Origin of the sequence: Kineococcus glutinatus (assembly GCF_039542765.1) — a bacterium.
GTDB lineage: Bacteria > Actinomycetota > Actinomycetes > Actinomycetales > Kineococcaceae > Kineococcus_A > Kineococcus_A glutinatus.
In genome coordinates this window covers 1-763 of record NZ_BAABIL010000832.1, presented here as the reverse complement: position 1 = coordinate 763, position 763 = coordinate 1, and the positions used below count along the sequence as shown (strand labels likewise).

General features: G+C 81.0%; 1 protein-coding gene. It reads right to left on the bottom strand.

The window, feature by feature from the left end; genetic code table 11:
- A partial coding sequence (locus ABEB16_RS21840) for a phosphatase PAP2 family protein (RefSeq protein ID WP_345714271.1) occupies positions 1 to 713 on the bottom strand: 713 nt, incomplete at its 3' end.
- Between the last annotated feature and the right edge of the window lie 50 nt (positions 714 to 763).

Below are 763 nucleotides of genomic sequence, written 5' to 3'. Positions count from 1 at the left end.
AGCGGCGGTGTCGCGGCGAGCAGCCACGGCCCGCCGCGCCGTCCCCGCGCACCGGGCTCGGCGGCGAGCACGGCACCCGTCGCGACGGCGAAGACGGCGGTGGTGAGCAGCACGGCGGCCAGGGAGTCGGAGACGCGGTGCCAGCCCTCGTCGACGACGCTGCCGGCCATCGCGGCGGCGGCCAGCGCCCCGCCCGCGGCCAGCGGGGCCCGCAGCCGCGGCGGCAGGACGAGCAGCAGCGCGAGGACGAGGCCCAGCACCGCGGTGGTGTGCCCGCTGGGGAGGCTGTTGTGGACGGTGGCGCCGGCCCCGGAGGCCAGCGCGGGGCGGGGCAGCACGACGTGCTTGAGCAGCTCGGCGAGCCCCAGGGAGCCCAGGGCCGTGCCGAGCGCGGCGACGGTGCGCAGGCCGCGCCGGCGCAGCAGCCCCACGCCCGCGACGGCGCCCAGCCCGACCGCCAGGTGCACCGGGTGCAGCGCCTCCACGAGGCCGGTCAGGGCGGTCACCACGGGTGCGGCGGAGCCGTCGGCGCGGGTGGCGGCGAGGTGCACGGCGTCCTCCTGCCGCTGCCCGGGGGCGGTGAGGACGCAGACGGCGTAGAGCACCGCGAAGGCCGGCAGCAGCACCGCGGCGGCCGCTGCGTGCGCGAGCGCGGCGCGGCGCGGCGGGGTCCGCGGGGGCGGCGACGGGCGGGAGGGGGCGTCGGCGAGCACCCCTCCATGCTGACCCACGCGTGGGGCGGGGGTGCGCAGGTGCGGTGGAC